Here is a 16893-nt window from a genome sequence, read left to right as displayed (position 1 = left end):
AAGTGAGTGCATGCCGAGACCCCTCGTGGTCGGAAACGGAAGACTGCTGATCAATTTTGACGACAGGCTTCACATGCGCGATCTCTACTATCCCTATGTAGGGCAGCTGAATCATGTGGGTGGGCACTTCAGCAAGCTGGGCGTTTGGGTACAGGGACGGTTTTCCTGGCTGGATGAGGATGGCTGGCAGCGTACTCTTGGTTACGGCAAGGAATCGCTCGTGACCGACGTCCATGCCCAGCACGAGCATTTGGGGCTTTCACTGCGGATCGCAGACGGCGTGCATCAGCGGGATCCGATCTATTTGAAGAGAATTCACGTGCGCAATCTCACCAGTGAGGCGCGGGAGGTACGGCTGTTTTTCAACCACGATTTCAGCATCAATGAGACAGAAGTCGGGGATACGGCCGTGTACGACCCTGTGCAGCGCACCGTGTATCACTATAAACGAAATGTGTACATCATGGTCAACGGCAGGACGTCAGAGAGCGGAATTGAGCAATTCAGCGTCGGAATCAAACGCTTCAACTATGCGGAAGGGACCTGGCGGGATGCAGAGGATGGCATTCTGTCAGGCAATCCAATCGCCCAAGGCTCCGTGGACAGCACGATTTCCTTTTGCTTGATGCTTGCGCCGCATGAGGAAAAAACGCTCGATTACTGGATGTGTATCGGCGATTCCTACGAGGCAGTGAAAACGCTCAATCAGTACGTTCTCGAGAGTGATCCGGAGCGCCTCTTGAATCGGGTCGCCGTCTACTGGCAGCGTTGGGTGAACAAAGAGGAACGGGATTTCGCCGACCTGCCAGAGAGTGTTGTCAATCTGTACAAGACCAGTCTGCTATTGGTACGAACGCAGATTGACAACAACGGCGCCATTCTCGCAGCCAATGATTCCGATATTTTGCAATACAATCGCGACCACTACAGCTACATGTGGCCGCGTGACGGAGCCCTGATTGCTTGCGCTATGGCAAAGGCAGGCTACACCGGCACAGTCGCTCCTTTCTTCCGTTTTTGTGCCGATGCTCTCAATGAGGATGGCTATCTGCTGCACAAGTACAATCCGGACGGGTCGGTAGGCTCCAGCTGGCATCCGTATATTGTGGATGGAGAAATTCAGCTGCCGATTCAGGAGGACGAGACAGCGCTGGTCCTGCATGCCCTGTGGGAGCAATACAAAAGCGGCAAGCAGCTGGAGGATTGTCAGGCCTTGTACCCGACTCTCGTCCGACCGGCAGCACGCTTTTTACTCCAGTACATCGAGCCAGCTTACCAGCTTCCCAAACCGAGCTACGACTTGTGGGAGGAGCGCAGAGGCATCTTTACGTTTACCAGCGCAACTGTTTTTGCTGGTCTCAAAGCAGCGGCCAGATTCGCGCAGCTGTTCGGGGATGATCGCCGCTACAAACGCTACGACGAGGGAGCAGAGCGCATTCGCGAAGCCATGCTGAAGCATCTGTACGATGCGGACCTCGGCAGGTTCCTGCGAGGAATCTACCTGCGCCAGGATGGGCGTGTCGAGAAGGATTTTACGGTGGAAAGCAGCTTGTTCTCCATCTTTGCTCTTGGCGTGCTCCCGGCGGACGATCCCCGTGTAGCAAGCACGATGGAAGCCGTGAAGCGCAGCTTGCGGGTGGATACAGAGGTCGGGGGATTTGCCCGCTATCAGGGAGACTACTATTTTAAAAAATCGCATGATACAGCGAAGGTTCCGGGCAATCCGTGGATCATTTGCACGCTGTGGGTCGCCGATTGGGAGATCGCCAAGGCTCGGACGCTGGAAGAACTAGAGGAGCCCAAAAAGCGCCTATCCTGGGTCGTGAGCCATGCCCTGCAAAGTGGTGTGCTATCCGAACAGCTCGATCCCTATACAGGTGCGCCCGTGTCCGTAGCCCCGCTCACCTGGTCTCATGCTACCTATGTCGCAACGGTACTTCGCTATTTGGAAAAAGTAAACGAGCTGCGGTAATGAGAGGAGAGAGAAGATGAAAAGAGCGATTCGCTTCGGTACAGATGGATGGCGTGCAATCGTAGCTGATGAATTTACGGTGGAAAACGTGCGCATTGTCGCCCAGGCGATTGCCCGCTATACAATAGAGATGGGGCAGCAGGAACAGCCGATCCTCGTCGGTCACGACACCCGATTTTTGGGGCGCAGGTTTGCGGAGGAAGTCGTTAGCGTCCTTACTGCCAACCAGATTCGCACCTATCTGGTAAACGAAGCAGCACCGACACCAGCTGTTGCCTTTGGGGTCAAACACTTCGCGGCGAGTGGAGCCATCATGATCACCGCCAGCCACAATCCGCCCGAGTACAACGGGATGAAGTACATTCCGCATTACGCAGGTCCAGCTACTCCTGTCATCACGAAAAGGCTGGAAGAATGGATCTCGGTCATCCAGGAGACGGGAGAAGTGAAAACGATCTCGCTCGCAGAGGCAAAGGCTGACAAAAGACTCCAGGTGATCGTCTTGCGCCCGCACTATGAATCGCATTTGCGCAGATTGGTGCAGATGGATGCGCTGAGAAGCTCCTCTCTGGAGGTCGTCGTGGATGCCATGCACGGAGCAGGGATGGGATATGTGACAGGTCTTTTGACAGAGGCAGGTGTGAAAAATGTAGGGATTCGGGAGACGCCGGACGCGGCATTCGGCGGAGATTTGCCGGAGCCCAATGACAAGCATTTAAGCCTGCTGAAAACAGAAGTGGTCAGCCGAGGAGCGTCTCTCGGTCTTGCAAATGACGGAGATGCGGATCGCTTCGGAGCAGTGGACCGCTACGGACAGTACATTTCTCCAAATGGCGTGCTTGTGCTGCTCACCTATCATCTCGTCAAAAACCGCAAGCTTACTGGAAAAATCGTCCGAACAGTAGCGACGACACATCTGCTGGATCGCATGGCAGAAAGCTACGGACTGGAGCTTGTGGAGACGCCCGTCGGTTTTAAATACATCGGGGAGCATATGCTGAAGGGCGATGTCCTGATCGGGGGCGAAGAGAGCGGGGGAGCGAGCATTCTCGGACACATACCGGAAAAGGATGGCGTCCTGATCAACTTGCTTTTGGCGGAAATGTGCGCCGTGGAAGGCAAAGGCATCGACCAAATCCTCCGAGACGTATACGACCACTTTGGCGAATTGTTCCACACGCGACTGGATATCCGGCTGCCGGAAAAAGACGAATGGATTCGCGAAATGGTTTCGTCCCCTCCGCGGCAGGTCGGACCTTTTGCGGTCAAAGCGATCAATCGGATGGATGGCATCAAGCTTCTTCTAGATGAAGGGAATTGGGTCTTGATTCGCCCCTCTGGTACAGAGCCGCTTGTGCGCATCTATTGTGAAGCTACGAGCATGGTCGCCCTGGAAAAGTTGAAAGAATCGATCCGCGATTGGTTTTTGGAGGTTAATGTGTGAGAAAGGAAGCAGAACCCGCTTAAATCAGCGTGGTTCTTTCTTTTTTTAGACCTCTCCTTTTGCTAGAATCAAAGAGTAGAAGTCACTGAAAAAGTAGAGATGAGGTCCTATGCGTATTGATCATCACGTTTTGCAAAGTTTTTTACAGGAAGTGAAACTGGAAAGCCAGTCACCCGACGATCCCGTAGTCGTCCTGCATACCCCTTATCCGTGGGAGCTGGTTGGTACGGGCAATTATGCGGCTGTGTTCGGCCACCCCGACTATCCGGGTGTCGTGATCAAGCTGTATGCGCCAGGGCGTCCAGGCTGGGAGCAGGAAGTGGATGTCTACCGCAGGCTGGGAGAGACACGTTCCTTTCCCGTTTGTTATCATGCTGAGCCAGGATACTTGGTCTTAAAGCGGATCAATGGCATTTCCTTGTTTGACTGTGTCCGCTTTGGGATTCCGATTCTGCCGCAAGTGATCGAGGACGTGGAGGAAGCATTGATTGAGGCCAGGAAGAAAGGACTTTTCCCCCATGATGTCCACGGAAAAAACGTGCTGATGGATCAAGGGCGAGGGTATTTGATTGACGTCTCGGATTATTACAAAAACATCCCGGACAGCAAGTGGAAAGATTTGCGCAAGGCGTATTACCGCATTTACCTTCCTTTTATGAAGGATCGCGGCTGGAAAATCCCGCTCTGGGTGCTGGATGCCATACGCAAAGGCTACCGGCTGTATAAAAAAGGGAAGCGCTTGTTCAAGTAATTCTGCTGTGGTAAAATGTACATTTGACATGCTGCTAGGCTGACCTGAGTCAGACGAAGGAGGACATCCCATTGTACTATCTCATTGCTGTAATCATTATCGCGCTTGATCAGTGGACCAAGCAGCTGGTATTAAAACATATGGAACGAGGAGAATCGATCCCGCTGATCGCGGACGTCTTTCATCTCACGTCCCATCGAAACATGGGGGCTGCGTTCGGTATTTTGCAAAACCAACGTTGGCTGTTTATTATCATTACACTTGCGGTTGTCGTCGGGATCATCTACTCCCTGATCCGAATCGGCAAAAAGCAGCCGCGCGTGTCCCTTGCCTTATCTCTCGTTTTGGGAGGCGCAGTCGGCAACTTCATCGATCGCGCAACAACAGGCCAGGTAGTGGATTTCCTGGACTTCACGCTGATCAATTTCCCGATTTTCAACGTTGCAGATATGGCGATCACCATCGGAGTCGTCGTTTTGCTCCTGGATGTACTTCTTGAGGGAAGAAAGAACGGTCGGTAATGGAAAGCATCTTTTTCGAGGATAATAGCGTTAGTATGGACAACGAGTGTTTATCTGGATAGTAATGGAATGAGGAGACATACATGAACGACACGCAATTATTTGAACGTTACGATTGGACGGCAGATTCTACAGACAACAGTGAACGGATCGACAAATACATCACCCTGCAAAATGAGGACTGGTCCCGTTCGCAGGTACAGGCTTGGATTAAAGAGGGACGCGTCACTGTAAATGGAGAGGCGGTCAAGAACAATTACAAGCTGCAAACGGACGATGAAATTACGCTGCGCGTTCCACCGCCAAAGGAAATGGCGATTCAACCGGAATCCATGCCGCTGGACATCGTGTATGAAGATTCGGACGTGGTGGTTGTCAACAAGCCGCGTGGACTCGTCGTGCACCCAGCCCCTGGTCATTACTCCGGGACACTGGTGAATGGACTTCTGGCGCATTGCAAGGATTTGTCCGGGATCAACGGGGTTCTGCGTCCCGGGATTGTACACCGCATTGATAAGGACACCTCAGGTTTATTGATGGTGGCGAAAAACGACAAGGCGCATATGGGACTTGCGGAACAGTTAAAAGAGCATACCGTCAATCGCACGTACGTTGCCATCGTCCATGGAGTGATCCAGCATGAGATGGGAACCATCGATGCCCCGATCGGTCGCGATCCGAAAAATCGTCAGCAAATGGCTGTTGTGTTTGAAAACAGCAAGCCTGCCGTGACTCATTTCATCGTGCTGGAGCGGTTCAAGGAATTTACCTTGGTCGAGCTCAAGCTGGAGACAGGGAGAACGCACCAGATCCGTGTTCACATGAAGTACATCGGCTATCCGCTGGCGGGAGACCCCAAATACGGACCGAAGAATACACTGGAGCTGGATGGTCAAGCGCTTCATGCCAAGACTTTGGGCTTTACGCATCCACGTACGGGAGAGCATTTGGAATTTGAAGCTGATCTGCCGCAAGATTTGACAGACATTATTGCATTCCTCAAACAAGCATAAAGCGAGGGGATCGGATGCTTACGAAACTGGCGCATGTGACGCTGTATGTGCGTGACTGTGAAGAAGCTCTGCAGTTTTATACGGAAAAGCTTGGCTTTGAAAAGCGCATGGACTCTCGGATGGACAACGGCTCTCGTTGGCTGACCATTGGTTTGCCTAATCAAGAGGTGGAAATCGTCTTGCACGATCCGACACACTGGCATCGTGAGGAAGTGGCGGAGCAAATGCTTGCCCTGGTAGGGAAAAACCCGATGTGGGTATGGCAAACTGAGGACTTTGCAGGAACGTATGAAGCTTTCCGGCAAAAAGGCGTTCCCTTTCTCACAGAGCCACATGATGTCATGTACGGAACCGAAGCGGTATTTACGGACCTCTACGGAAATCAATATTTGCTGCTTCAGACTGCTTCTGTCTAGTTACATAAACAGCTGCGGAAAGGAAAACGCTAGGGAAGATTGGTCGTCCATCATCCTTGGCGTTTTTTTGTACCGGATGAAAAAAGGAGGAGGAATTCAGAATGCGGAAAAAATGGCTCGCGTGGATGAGCATAGCGAGTCTGGTTGGGATGCTTGCGGCGGGTGCTGGACCAGCGATGGCGCAAGAGCAGTCTGTGCTGCCTGTACGGGTGAGTCAGGAAACAGTAGCAGCCAAACTCGCTTTCACCAACCAGGACCATCTGTGGCTGCTGGATGCCCGAGAGAGAGGATCATCTCCAAAGCAAGTGACTGTGGATGGAGCAGCTCAAATCGTAGGCTGGTCAGCAGATGGTGAGTGGCTGCTGTTTTTGAAATACAAAGGAAGCGACACGTATTCCACACCCGGCTACTTATGGGCGGTAAAAGCAGATGGCACGGGAGCGGTCCAATTGGATGACAGACCCGTAATGGACCAGCCGAAATGGTCGCCGACGGGGTTGCAGGTTGCCTTCTTCGTGAACGGGGGAAGTGCGGAAAACCCGCAGTCGATGTTTTTAATAAAAGAATGGAAAAACGGAGCCGTAAGCGAAGTCTACAGCGAGAAGAACGTAGATTTTGTGGACTTCTCCTGGATGCCAGATGGGAAGCAGCTCCTGGTGTCGACCCCTGCGACGAAGGATCGGGGGATGACTCTTCAGCTGCGTGAGCTCACGGGAAAAACCACAGCAAGCTACCCGATTGCACCACCTCCTAATATGGAGGAAGGGATCTGGCCATGGGCAGCGAGGGCGTTGGCCATTTCCTCGGATGGAGTGCATGTGGGATACTACCTCCAATACAATTCCGCGTCTCTGTCCGCCGATGGGGTGCCCATCCAGCTTTTTGATCGGAGTCAGCCCAAAAAGAAGCCTGTGGATCTGGGCACGGGACTGATTCACACGCAATGGCTCCGCTGGTCCCCGGATGGCAAGCAGCTTGCTTTTATCGACGGAACAGATCGGATGGCGACCTCCCACAAGCATCTGAAGTTCGCTGACACGAACGGCAAAGTCGTGTCAGATAGCCCGGAAGGAAACGTAGATACGCTGCCTGTATGGACCTTGGGTGCACCGTATTCGGTATTCTTCTCCCGTGGGGAAGCAGCGGAATACCACTACGATCCGAATAAAGTGATGGTTCCGGGCCAGCGGATTTGGCAGCAGGCTGTAGGGGAAAAAGCCCAGCAAGTGACAAAAGGAACGAATGCAACAGCTGATTATTACCCAGCTCCATCGCCCGATGGCAAGCAGCTGCTGTTCGTGAGGCTAGACAATGCGCTTCACGGATCCGTGTTCCTGTCATGGCAGGGAAAAGAAACGGAATTGCTGAGAAACGTCACGGGGGATATTGGCTACTACGGCAATTATCTACCTGAGTGGGTCAGTGTCTATTGGGAGAGAGAAACAGCACCAAAGCCAGGAGCCTAATAGGTATTTAACAATTGAATTTTAGTGAAAGTAAAAATCGAGTGGATGGAAATGTGATTTTCTTAAATAAAATGTCCGAAAAGCCATTGACAGTCGTCCCGATTCATGACATAATCCTACATGACGAATGGAACCTTTAAATGCAGTCCAGAGAGGCTGACAAGGGCACGGAATCGACAAAACGGTGCAAGCGGACATGCTGATGTCTTCTTCTGCCGTCGCGTCCAGTGGCTTCTTGTCTCCTGACAAGAAGCCTTTTTTCTTACGTCCACAGTTCCCGTCAGGGGGGTAAGTAGATGATCAGTAAAAGCATCATTATGGATGAAGCGGCTATCCGCCGCGCGCTGACTCGGATCGCTCACGAAATCATTGAGCGAAACAAAGGTGTGGAAGATTGCATCATCGTGGGCATCAAGACGAGAGGGATTTACCTCGCACAGCGCTTGGTCGAACGGATCGAAATGATCGAGAATGTAAAGGTGCCAGTCGGTGAGCTGGACATTACGTTCTATCGCGACGATCTGCAGCACAAGTCAGAAGACGCCGTTCTGCACGGTTCGCAGCTGCCGGCACAAATTACAGGCAAAACCGTGATTCTGGTTGACGATGTGCTCTACACGGGACGTACGGTACGCGCTGCACTGGATGCGCTGATCGACAGCGGACGTCCGCGCATGATTCAGCTGGCCGTACTCGTTGACCGCGGACACCGGGAGCTGCCGATCCGTCCGGACTTTGTAGGGAAAAATGTACCGACAGCAAGAACGGAAATTGTCGATGTACAACTAGACGAAGTAGACATGATGGACATTGTATCCATCCGACAACTACTGTAAGACAACTGAATAACTCCTCTTTAAAAACGATCCCGTGAGGTCGGCAAGAGGCAGATATCTTCCCATGTTTGTGGAGAAGCTGACCTCTTTGTGCCCGCACGAAGAGGTTTTTCTTTTGTACAGTAAGAATTTGTAAGATTCTTAGCAAGTATACGTGCAACTAAGGCTTCACCTAAAAGCTTTGCGGAGGCAAGTTTTCTAATACAGAGCGAGCAAAAAGATAAAGGAAAGAAAAAGAAATGCAGGGGGAACCTATCGGTATGAGCCAGAAAAATTACATTGATGTTAACGAAACACCTGAACTGAAAAAACTGCTGCCACTGTCTATCCAGCACTTGTTCGCCATGTTTGGCTCGACGGTTCTCGTACCGATCCTGACAGGCTTGGATCCGGCGACGGCGCTTTTTACAAGCGGTATCGGTACGCTGCTCTTCCTGTTGATCACGAAAGGAAAAATCCCGAACTACCTGGGTTCTTCCTTTGCCTTCATCGGACCGATCATCGCGGTCACAGCTTCTCACGGAGTAGGTACGGCGCTGCTCGGATGCTTCCTCTCCGGTCTGGTGTACATCATCGTTGCCGCCATTGTCCAAAAGGCAGGCGTCAAATGGATTGACAAAGTTCTCCCGCCAGTCGTCATCGCATCTGTCATCGTGGTCATCGGTTTGAGCCTTGCAGGTGTGGCAGTCGACATGGCAACAAAGGTAACAGTAGACGGACAATCGCAAATGTCCCTGACATCGATCGAAATTTCCTTGGTAACGACGATTGTAACGATCTTGGCAGCAGTTCTCCTTCGCGGATTCTTGGGTCTGATCCCGATTCTGATTGGTATCATCGTAGGCTATGTCTACACACTCTTGCGTCACCCGGACCTGATCGACTTGCAAAAAATCGCGGATGCACCTTGGGTTGTAAGCATCCCTGAAATGTTCACCACTCACTTCAAATTCGGTGAAGTCGCAGCAGCGATGGGCAACCCATCCGCTTGGATCGCAGCACTGGTTATCGCACCAGTCGCATTCGTAACACTGGCCGAGCATCTGGGGCATCTTCTGGTAACGAGCAAAGTTATGGACCGCGATCTGATGAAAGACCCTGGTCTGCACCGCAGCTTGCTGGGTGACGGTATCGCAACTTCGCTTGCAGCGTTCATCGGTGGACCTCCTGCAACAACCTATGGCGAAAATATCGGCGTACTCGCGATTACCCGCGTATTCAGCAAAATGGTGATCGGCCTCGCAGCAGTTCTAGCGATCCTGTTCGCCTTCATCGGCAAGATCAGCACACTTTTGATGAGCATCCCAACTCCAGTGCTGGGCGGCGTATCCATCATCCTGTTCGGGATCATCGCAGCACAAGGCTTGCGGATGTACGTAGATAACAAGATTGATTTCTCCAACAAACGCAACATGGTACTGGCAGCAGCGATCCTTGTCACGGGTATCGGCGGCTATAAAATCAGCTTTGCAGGAACAGGCGTCGCTTTCCTGAGCGACCTGACCATCGACAATATCGCTTTCGCCACCTTCCTCGGAATCATCCTGCATGTGGTTTTGCCAGGGAAAGAGTCTGCAATGGGTGACGTGCAAAGCGAAAAAGAATAAGAAGAAAACGTTCCCCATTCCTTTAATCCAGTCCAGAGAGGCTGACAAGGCATAGAACGCTGTTTCCCCTGCGCAAAAAGGGAGAGCATAGCAGCTTCTTGTCTCGCCAGCCACAAAGGCTAATGGCGAAGGCAAGAAGCTTTTTTGTACAGATAAGGATTTATAGGAATCTTATCCAGTATAAGCGCAACTAAGACTCCGCCCAAAAGCTTGGCGTAGCGAAGTTTTCGAATACACCAGATAAACGGAGGGATTCACGATGAACAACACGGGTCACTTGATTGGCGTAAAAGATATGACGAAAGAACAGCTTGTACAGCTGCTGACGAGAGCGGCTTACTGGGCGGAGCGCCCGGGCGAGCAGGCAAACGTCCTGCACGGACGATTTGTCGCCAACCTGTTCTTCGAGGCCAGCACGCGGACGCGCTTTTCCTTTGAGGTAGCTCAAAAGCGTCTGGGCGCACACGTGTTAAACTTCATTCCTGAAACCTCCTCAGCAGTGAAGGGCGAGACGGTCTACGACACGATCAAGACATTGGAAGCGATGGGCGTAGAAGCGGCAGTCATCCGGACGAAAAAGGAAGGTCTCTTGCAGGAGCTCGCGACAAGCGTTGACCTGCAGCTGATCAATGCAGGGGATGGAACAAACGAACATCCTACCCAATGCCTGCTTGACCTCTTGACCATGAAACAACAGTTCGGACGACTGGATGGACTGACTGTTGCCATCATCGGTGACCTGCGCCACAGCCGTGTACTCGGCTCGCACCTGCATGCGATGCCGAAGCTCGGAATCAAGCTCTTGCTGTCCGGTCCGACAAGCATGATGCCGCAGCCGGCTCAAATCCCGAACGGAGTGAGAATCGTCGGGATGGACGAAGCGGTGCAGACGGCAGATGTCGTCATGATGCTGCGTGTGCAGCTGGAGCGTCATACCGAGTCGCTGTACATTTCCAAGGAAGAGTATCATCAGGCACACGGTTTGACACTGGAGCGTGCGAAGTCGATGAAACCAGGGGCGGTCATCATGCATCCGGCTCCAGTCAACCGGGGAGTGGAAATTCACACAGATCTGGTTGAATCGGGGGCCTCCTTGATTCAAAAGCAAGTAACGAATGGAGTAGCAGCACGAATGGCGGTACTAGAAACTCTGCTGAAAGGGAGCGAATTAAAATGGGAACCATCCTTGGTAACGGCAAACTATTAAATCATGAGGGAGTATTAATCCCGGTTGAAGTACTGGTGGAGGACGGACGCATCGTCGCGATGGGCGAGTCTATCCCCCGTGACAATCACGAATGGGTCGATTGCAAAGGCGGCTTGATCAGCGCAGGACTCATCGATGTACACGTACATTTGCGCGAGCCTGGCTTTGAACATAAAGAAACGATTGAAACAGGAGCGAAGGCAGCAGCACGCGGCGGCTTCACGACCATTTGCTGCATGCCAAACACGCGTCCTTCCATTGATAGCGTCGAGACAGTTACCTACATTCTCGACAAAGCACGTGAAGCGGGAATGGCACGAGTGATTCCATACGGAGCGATTACGGTAAGGCAGCTGGGAAAAGAGCTCACGGACTTCGCGGGCTTGAAGGAAGCAGGGATCTTTGCCCTGACAGATGACGGTGTAGGCGTACAGTCTACAGCCATGATGAAAAAAGCCATGCAAGCGGCAAAAGAGCTGGGCGTTTCGATCGTCGCTCACTGCGAGGATGACGATCTCTTGATCCCGGGAGCGGCTTTGCACGATGGAGAGGTGGCAAAGCGTCACGGACTTCCAGGTATTCCATCGGAGTCTGAATCCATCCATGTAGGGCGCGACATCCTGCTGGCTGAACAAACGGGTGTCCACTATCACGTCTGCCACATCAGTGCGAAGGAATCGGTCCGATTGGTTCGCGATGGCAAACGAGCAGGAGTCAACGTGACTTGCGAGGTAACCCCTCACCACCTGCTGTTGTGTGACGAAGACATTCCAGAAAATCTGGATACGAACTGGAAAATGAATCCGCCGCTGCGCTCCCGCGAAGATCGTGCCGCGCTGATCGCAGGTCTGAAGGACGGAACAATCGACATGATCGCAACCGACCACGCGCCGCACACGGCAGAAGAAAAAGCAAACGGCATCAACCGAGCTCCATTTGGAATCGTTGGTTCGGAAACAGCTTTCCCGCTGCTTTACACTCACTTCGTGCAAACAGGTGAGCTCACGTTGAAAGAACTGGTCGACCTGCTGACCATCAAGCCTGCTGTAGCGTTCGGCCTGCCGTACGGTCGCCTGGAAGTAGGCGCGACAGCTGACCTGACTGTCATCGATCTGGAAACTGAAAAGAAAATTGACCCTGCGGCCTTTGCGAGCAAGGGTGCGAATACACCATTCGCTGGATGGGCGTGCAAAGGTTGGCCGATCCTAACCTTGGTAGATGGCAAGATCGTACATCAAGAGGTGTAATGAGAAACCCCTGTATGACAACAAGATAAAAGCTTCTGGGGGATTGGGCGAGACATAGAAGGAGGAGCGAAAGATGCGAGCAAGACTGATCTTGGAAGACGGAACAGAGTTTATCGGAAAAGCGTTTGGCGCAACAAATGAGACGTACGGAGAAGTGGTGTTCAACACCGGACTGACGGGCTATCAAGAGGTCCTGTCTGACCCGTCCTACTGCGGGCAGATTGTGACCATGACATACCCGTTGATCGGGAACTATGGAATCAACCGCGATGACTTTGAGGCGGTAAGACCTTACATCCACGGCTTTGTCGTACGCGAGCATTGCGACATGCCAAGCAACTGGCGCAACACCAATACGCTCGATGAACTGCTGAAAACGTATGACATCCCGGGAATCAGCGGCGTGGATACGCGGATGCTGACGAGAAAAATCCGTTATCACGGCACGATGAAGGGCATGATCACCACAAGTGAAGCACCGCTTGCAGAGCTGGTTGCTGCTCTCCAAACCACCACGCTCATGACCGATCAAGTATCCCGCGTATCCACCAAGAGCGTTTTTTCCTGCCCGGGTACCGGACATCGGGTGGTGCTGGTCGATTTCGGCTCCAAGCACGGCATTTTGCGCGAGCTGACCAAGCGCGGCTGCGATGTCGTGGTGGTACCTTACAACGTGACGGCAGAAGAGATTCGCCGGATTCAACCGGACGGCATCCTTTTGTCCAACGGCCCTGGGGATCCGAAAGACGTACCGCAAGGGATCGAAATGATCAAAGGCATTCTGGGTGAGTACCCCCTCTTCGGAATTTGCTTGGGTCACCAGCTGTTCGCTCTGGCGTCTGGCGCGGATACCATGAAAATGAAATTTGGCCATCGCGGCGGAAATCACCCGGTGAAAGAGCTGCCGACTGGACGCACATACATCACTTCGCAAAACCACAGCTATGCAGTGAAAGAAGAATCGCTCGAAGGCACTGAGCTGGAAATCACCCATATCGCCTTGAACGACGGTACGGTAGAAGGGCTTCGCAACACCGCGAAGCGAGCATTCTCCGTACAGTACCACCCGGAAGCGGCGCCTGGCCCGTATGACTCCGGTTACTTGTTCGACCAATTCCTAGAGATGCTTGAAACCGCTAAGGAGGAGAAAACTTATGCCAAAACACGCTAACCTCAAAAAAATCCTCGTGATCGGTTCCGGTCCTATCGTGATCGGGCAAGCTGCAGAGTTTGACTACGCAGGTACGCAAGCTTGCGAAGCGTTGAAAGAAGAGGGCATGGAGGTTGTTCTGATCAACTCCAACCCTGCGACCATCATGACAGATACGAACATGGCAGATAAAGTATACATCGAGCCCATCACGCCAGAATTCGTATCCCGCGTGATCCGTCAGGAAAAACCGGATGGCCTCTTGCCAACGCTCGGCGGACAAACTGGACTGAACATGGCGGTAGCACTGGCAGAGCTAGGCGTACTGGAGCAAGAAAATGTGAAGCTGCTCGGTACCAAGCTGGAATCCATCAAACAAGCAGAAGACCGCGAGCTGTTCCGCGCCCTGATGAACGAGCTGGGCGAGCCCGTACCGGAATCCGTGATTGTCAGCAAGATCGAAGAAGCGGTTGACTTTGCAAATGAAATTGGCTACCCGATCATCGTGCGTCCCGCCTACACACTTGGCGGTACAGGCGGCGGAATTTGCGACGACGAAGAGAGTCTGCGCGAGATCGTAGCGAGCGGTTTGAAGTACTCTCCGATCACCCAATGCTTGATCGAGAAGAGCATCGCGGGTATGAAAGAGATCGAGTACGAAGTGATGCGCGATGCCAACGACAACTGCATCGTGGTATGTAACATGGAAAACATCGATCCGGTTGGTGTGCACACAGGAGACTCCATCGTAGTAGCTCCGAGCCAAACCCTCTCGGATCGCGAATACCAAATGCTGCGCTCCTCTGCACTGAACATCATCCGTGCACTGGGTATCGAGGGTGGCTGCAACGTGCAGTACGCGCTTGACCCGCATAGCTTCCAATACTACGTGATCGAAGTAAACCCTCGTGTGAGCCGCTCTTCTGCACTGGCTTCCAAAGCGACTGGCTACCCGATCGCGAAGATGGCTGCCAAAATCGCCATCGGCTATACCTTGGACGAATTGAAAAATCCGGTAACGGGACAAACATACGCTTGCTTCGAGCCAACTCTCGACTACGTGGTAAGCAAAATTCCACGCTGGCCGTTTGATAAGTTCCAATCGGCAAACCGCAAGCTGGGTACACAAATGAAGGCGACTGGTGAAGTCATGGCGATCGGACGTACGTTTGAAGAGTCCATCATGAAAGCCATTCGCTCCCTAGAGATCGGTTCCTATCATATGGAGATCAATGGAGCTTCCGAGATCGGTACGGATGAGCTGAAAGCACGTCTAGTAGCAGCAGATGACGAGCGCCTGTTCCTGCTGGCAGAGGCTCTGCGCCGCGGCTGGACGATCGACGAGCTGCATGAACTGACGAAAATCGATCTGTTCTTCCTGCATAAATTCCACAAGATGGTTGCCTTTGAAGGCGAACTCGCGAAGGGCTTGACGACAGAAAAGCTGTATGAAGCCAAGCGTCTCGGTTTTACAGATCGCAAAATCGCGGAGCTTTCCGGTCAAACGGAAGACGCTGTTCGCGAAGAACGCAAAAAGAACGGCTTGATCCCGGTATACAAAATGGTAGATACGTGCGCTGCCGAGTTTGAGGCGCAAACACCGTACTACTACTCCAGCTACGAAACAGAGGATGAGCGTATCGAGACGGGCAAAAAACGAGTGGTCGTACTCGGCTCCGGTCCTATCCGTATCGGTCAGGGGATCGAGTTTGACTACGCTACCGTGCACGCAGTCTGGGCACTGAAAGAAGCAGGCTATGAAGCGATCATCATCAACAACAATCCAGAAACAGTATCGACCGACTTCAACACCTCGGATCGCCTGTATTTCGAGCCGCTCTACATCGAAGACGTGATGAACATCCTGGATGCGGAAAAACCGGAGGGCGTCATCGTACAGTTCGGCGGTCAAACAGCGATCAATCTGGCTGACAAGCTGGAAGCGCGCGGTATCAAGATCCTCGGAACGAGCCTGGAAAACATCGATGCAGCCGAAAACCGCGAGAAGTTCGAAGCCCTGCTGCGCAGTCTCTCCATCGCACAGCCTCCTGGCAAAACAGTAACATCCGTAGAACAAGCGGTGGTAGCGGCTGAAGGCCTGGGCTTCCCGGTGCTGGTACGCCCGTCCTACGTACTGGGTGGACGTGCGATGGAAATCGTCTACAACGAGCCTGAGCTTTTGGAATACATGGAGAAGGCTGTGAAAGTAAATCCAGATCATCCGGTTCTCGTCGACCGCTACATGGTTGGGGTCGAGGCAGAAGTCGATGCGATCTGCGACGGTGAAAACGTCCTGATCCCGGGTATCATGGAGCATATCGAACGCGCAGGGGTTCACTCCGGTGACTCGATCGCGGTGTATCCGCCACAATCGCTGTCTCAAGCGATCAAGGAAGAGCTGATCGAAATGACAACCAAGCTGGCACGTGCGCTGCAAATCAAGGGACTGCTGAACATCCAGTTTGTCATCTACAAAGACCGTCCCTATGTCATCGAGGTCAACCCGCGCTCGTCCCGTACCGTCCCATTCCTCTCCAAAGTGACAGGAATTCCGATGGCGAACATCGCGACGAAAGCCATTCTCGGTCACTCGATCATCGACCAAGGCTTCACACCTGGATGCCATCCAGAAGAAAAAGTGGTCTCCGTCAAGGTTCCGGTGTTCTCCTTCGCCAAGCTGCGTCGCGTAGACATCACGCTTGGACCAGAAATGAAATCGACGGGGGAAGTCATGGGGCGTGAAAGCACGCTGGCAAAGGCTCTGTACAAAGGACTGGTCGCAGCGGGCATGAACATCCCGACGAAAGGTGCGCTCCTCGTCACTGTGGCAGACAAAGACAAGGAAGAGGCACTGGTTATCGTGAAACGCTTCCGTCAGCTGGGCTTCAAGCTCTTGGCTACGTCCGGAACGGCAGATTATCTGGAAAAAGCAGGCTTGCCCGTAACTCGTGTAAACAAGCTGTCGGAAGGTACGCCAAACCTGCTGGACATGATCCACAAAGGCGAAGCCAACATCGTATTGAACACCTTGACCAAAGGCAAAACGCCACAGCGTGACGGCTTCCGCATCCGCCGCGAAGCAGTGGAGAACGGTGCGGTATGCTTGACCTCGCTGGATACAGCGTCTGCACTGCTGCACGTACTGGAGACCATCACATTCTCTACGGAAGCAATGCCGGCGCAACGCTCCGGGGCTAAAGTGGCTGTGACGGTGTAAAGCACAACGAGAAAAATTGAGATCGGGATAGAAAAGAGGAGAGAAG

13 protein-coding genes are annotated in these 16893 nt (G+C 52.7%); all 13 read left to right on the top strand.

Translation table 11 applies throughout. From position 1 onward, the window contains the following. Positions 1 to 10 precede the first annotated feature (10 nt). The 13 genes from ACLIN2_RS19210 (at position 11) to carB (ending at position 16847) form a co-directional block, all read left to right on the top strand. Positions 11 to 1972, top strand: a complete 1962-nt coding sequence (locus tag ACLIN2_RS19210; protein WP_411501852.1) for a glycoside hydrolase family 15 protein — start codon at positions 11 to 13, stop codon at positions 1970 to 1972. Between the two features lie 16 nt (positions 1973 to 1988). Next, positions 1989 to 3416, top strand: a complete 1428-nt coding sequence (locus ACLIN2_RS19205) for a phosphoglucomutase/phosphomannomutase family protein (protein WP_411501851.1) — start codon at positions 1989 to 1991, stop codon at positions 3414 to 3416. 109 nt (positions 3417 to 3525) lie between these two features. After that, positions 3526 to 4167, top strand: coding sequence for a serine/threonine protein kinase (locus ACLIN2_RS19200; RefSeq protein ID WP_092267804.1), 642 nt, complete (start codon positions 3526 to 3528; stop codon positions 4165 to 4167). 65 nt (positions 4168 to 4232) lie between these two features. Beyond that, positions 4233 to 4688 carry a signal peptidase II gene (gene lspA, locus ACLIN2_RS19195; protein WP_092267805.1) on the top strand — a complete coding sequence of 152 codons (456 nt, stop codon included), beginning with the start codon at positions 4233 to 4235 and terminating at the stop codon, positions 4686 to 4688. A gap of 83 nt (positions 4689 to 4771) precedes the next feature. After that, a complete protein-coding gene (locus ACLIN2_RS19190) occupies positions 4772 to 5701 on the top strand; it encodes an RluA family pseudouridine synthase (protein WP_411501850.1) in 930 nt (309 codons plus the stop codon). A 14-nt stretch (positions 5702 to 5715) separates the two neighbouring features. Then, positions 5716 to 6117, top strand: a complete 402-nt coding sequence (locus ACLIN2_RS19185) for a VOC family protein (protein WP_411501849.1) — start codon at positions 5716 to 5718, stop codon at positions 6115 to 6117. A 101-nt stretch (positions 6118 to 6218) separates the two neighbouring features. Beyond that, positions 6219 to 7583: a hypothetical protein gene (locus tag ACLIN2_RS19180; RefSeq protein WP_411501848.1), complete on the top strand. Its 1365-nt coding sequence runs from the start codon at positions 6219 to 6221 to the stop codon at positions 7581 to 7583. Positions 7584 to 7879: 296 nt separating this feature from the next. Then, the gene (pyrR, locus tag ACLIN2_RS19175) at positions 7880 to 8419 is read left to right on the top strand and encodes a bifunctional pyr operon transcriptional regulator/uracil phosphoribosyltransferase PyrR (RefSeq protein WP_092267809.1); all 540 of its coding nucleotides are present in this window, start codon (positions 7880 to 7882) and stop codon (positions 8417 to 8419) included. Between the two features lie 260 nt (positions 8420 to 8679). Beyond that, on the top strand, positions 8680 to 10026 hold the full coding sequence (locus tag ACLIN2_RS19170) for a solute carrier family 23 protein (protein WP_400586674.1): 1347 nt from the start codon (positions 8680 to 8682) through the stop codon (positions 10024 to 10026). 259 nt (positions 10027 to 10285) lie between these two features. After that, the gene (locus ACLIN2_RS19165) at positions 10286 to 11233 is read left to right on the top strand and encodes an aspartate carbamoyltransferase catalytic subunit (RefSeq protein WP_092267811.1); all 948 of its coding nucleotides are present in this window, start codon (positions 10286 to 10288) and stop codon (positions 11231 to 11233) included. Beyond that, positions 11200 to 12480, top strand: coding sequence for a dihydroorotase (locus ACLIN2_RS19160; protein ID WP_411501847.1), 1281 nt, complete (start codon positions 11200 to 11202; stop codon positions 12478 to 12480). Before ACLIN2_RS19165 ends, ACLIN2_RS19160 begins: the two co-directional genes overlap by 34 nt. Before the next feature lie 73 nt (positions 12481 to 12553). Continuing rightward, the gene (locus tag ACLIN2_RS19155; RefSeq protein ID WP_411501846.1) at positions 12554 to 13651 is read left to right on the top strand and encodes a carbamoyl phosphate synthase small subunit; all 1098 of its coding nucleotides are present in this window, start codon (positions 12554 to 12556) and stop codon (positions 13649 to 13651) included. Next, complete coding sequence (carB, locus tag ACLIN2_RS19150; protein WP_411501845.1) at positions 13635 to 16847, top strand: carbamoyl-phosphate synthase large subunit; 3213 nt, start codon at positions 13635 to 13637, stop codon at positions 16845 to 16847. Before ACLIN2_RS19155 ends, carB begins: the two co-directional genes overlap by 17 nt. The last annotated feature ends 46 nt before the right edge of the window (positions 16848 to 16893 follow it).

Source organism: Brevibacillus centrosporus, assembly GCF_046622605.1.
Classification (GTDB): Bacteria; Bacillota; Bacilli; order Brevibacillales; family Brevibacillaceae; genus Brevibacillus; species Brevibacillus centrosporus.
This window is presented reverse-complemented; position numbering and strand designations above follow the sequence as displayed.

What these genes read in the sequence shown, in the direction of transcription:
- ACLIN2_RS19210 (WP_411501852.1), top strand. Translation starts at nt 11, where the DNA reads ATGCCGAGACCCCTCGTGGTCGGAAACGGAAGACTGCTGATCAATTTT.
- ACLIN2_RS19205 (WP_411501851.1), top strand. Translation starts at nt 1,989, where the DNA reads ATGAAAAGAGCGATTCGCTTCGGTACAGATGGATGGCGTGCAATCGTA.
- ACLIN2_RS19200 (WP_092267804.1), top strand. Translation starts at nt 3,526, where the DNA reads ATGCGTATTGATCATCACGTTTTGCAAAGTTTTTTACAGGAAGTGAAA.
- ACLIN2_RS19190 (WP_411501850.1), top strand. Translation starts at nt 4,772, where the DNA reads ATGAACGACACGCAATTATTTGAACGTTACGATTGGACGGCAGATTCT.
- ACLIN2_RS19185 (WP_411501849.1), top strand. Translation starts at nt 5,716, where the DNA reads ATGCTTACGAAACTGGCGCATGTGACGCTGTATGTGCGTGACTGTGAA.
- ACLIN2_RS19180 (WP_411501848.1), top strand. Translation starts at nt 6,219, where the DNA reads ATGCGGAAAAAATGGCTCGCGTGGATGAGCATAGCGAGTCTGGTTGGG.
- pyrR (WP_092267809.1), top strand. Translation starts at nt 7,880, where the DNA reads ATGATCAGTAAAAGCATCATTATGGATGAAGCGGCTATCCGCCGCGCG.
- ACLIN2_RS19170 (WP_400586674.1), top strand. Translation starts at nt 8,680, where the DNA reads ATGAGCCAGAAAAATTACATTGATGTTAACGAAACACCTGAACTGAAA.
- ACLIN2_RS19165 (WP_092267811.1), top strand. Translation starts at nt 10,286, where the DNA reads ATGAACAACACGGGTCACTTGATTGGCGTAAAAGATATGACGAAAGAA.
- ACLIN2_RS19160 (WP_411501847.1), top strand. Translation starts at nt 11,200, where the DNA reads ATGGGAACCATCCTTGGTAACGGCAAACTATTAAATCATGAGGGAGTA.
- ACLIN2_RS19155 (WP_411501846.1), top strand. Translation starts at nt 12,554, where the DNA reads ATGCGAGCAAGACTGATCTTGGAAGACGGAACAGAGTTTATCGGAAAA.
- carB (WP_411501845.1), top strand. Translation starts at nt 13,635, where the DNA reads ATGCCAAAACACGCTAACCTCAAAAAAATCCTCGTGATCGGTTCCGGT.